Origin of the sequence: Methylobacterium frigidaeris (assembly GCF_022179185.1) — a bacterium.
Lineage (GTDB): Bacteria > Pseudomonadota > Alphaproteobacteria > Rhizobiales > Beijerinckiaceae > Methylobacterium > Methylobacterium frigidaeris.
This window is the reverse complement of the sequence record NZ_BPQJ01000481.1, coordinates 1-211: the sequence shown is the minus strand read 5'-3', so window position 1 is coordinate 211 and position 211 is coordinate 1. Positions and strand designations below refer to the sequence as shown.

Here is a 211-nt window from a genome sequence, read left to right as displayed (position 1 = left end):
CAGGGGGGGCTGGAAGGAGGCCTGGGTCACCCAGTTCACGGTCCCCGCGGCCACCTCGTCCCCGTCTTTGGCGGTGAGGACGTAAAGCCCGTAGGTGAAGCTCCTCAGCACCTTCTTCTTGGCCTCCAGGTTCACGCTTCCACCTCCCTTTCCTTAGGTTAGGGCTCCAGGAGCCAGTTGACGAAGGCGTTGACCACGTCGGTCTCCGCGA

General features: G+C 63.5%; 1 protein-coding gene. It reads right to left on the bottom strand.

Annotation, left to right across the window (positions count from 1 at the left end; genetic code table 11):
- A partial coding sequence (locus MFF64_RS39290) for a flavin reductase (RefSeq protein WP_498071642.1) occupies positions 1-111 on the bottom strand: 111 nt, incomplete at its 3' end.
- Positions 112-211: the final 100 nt, after the last annotated feature.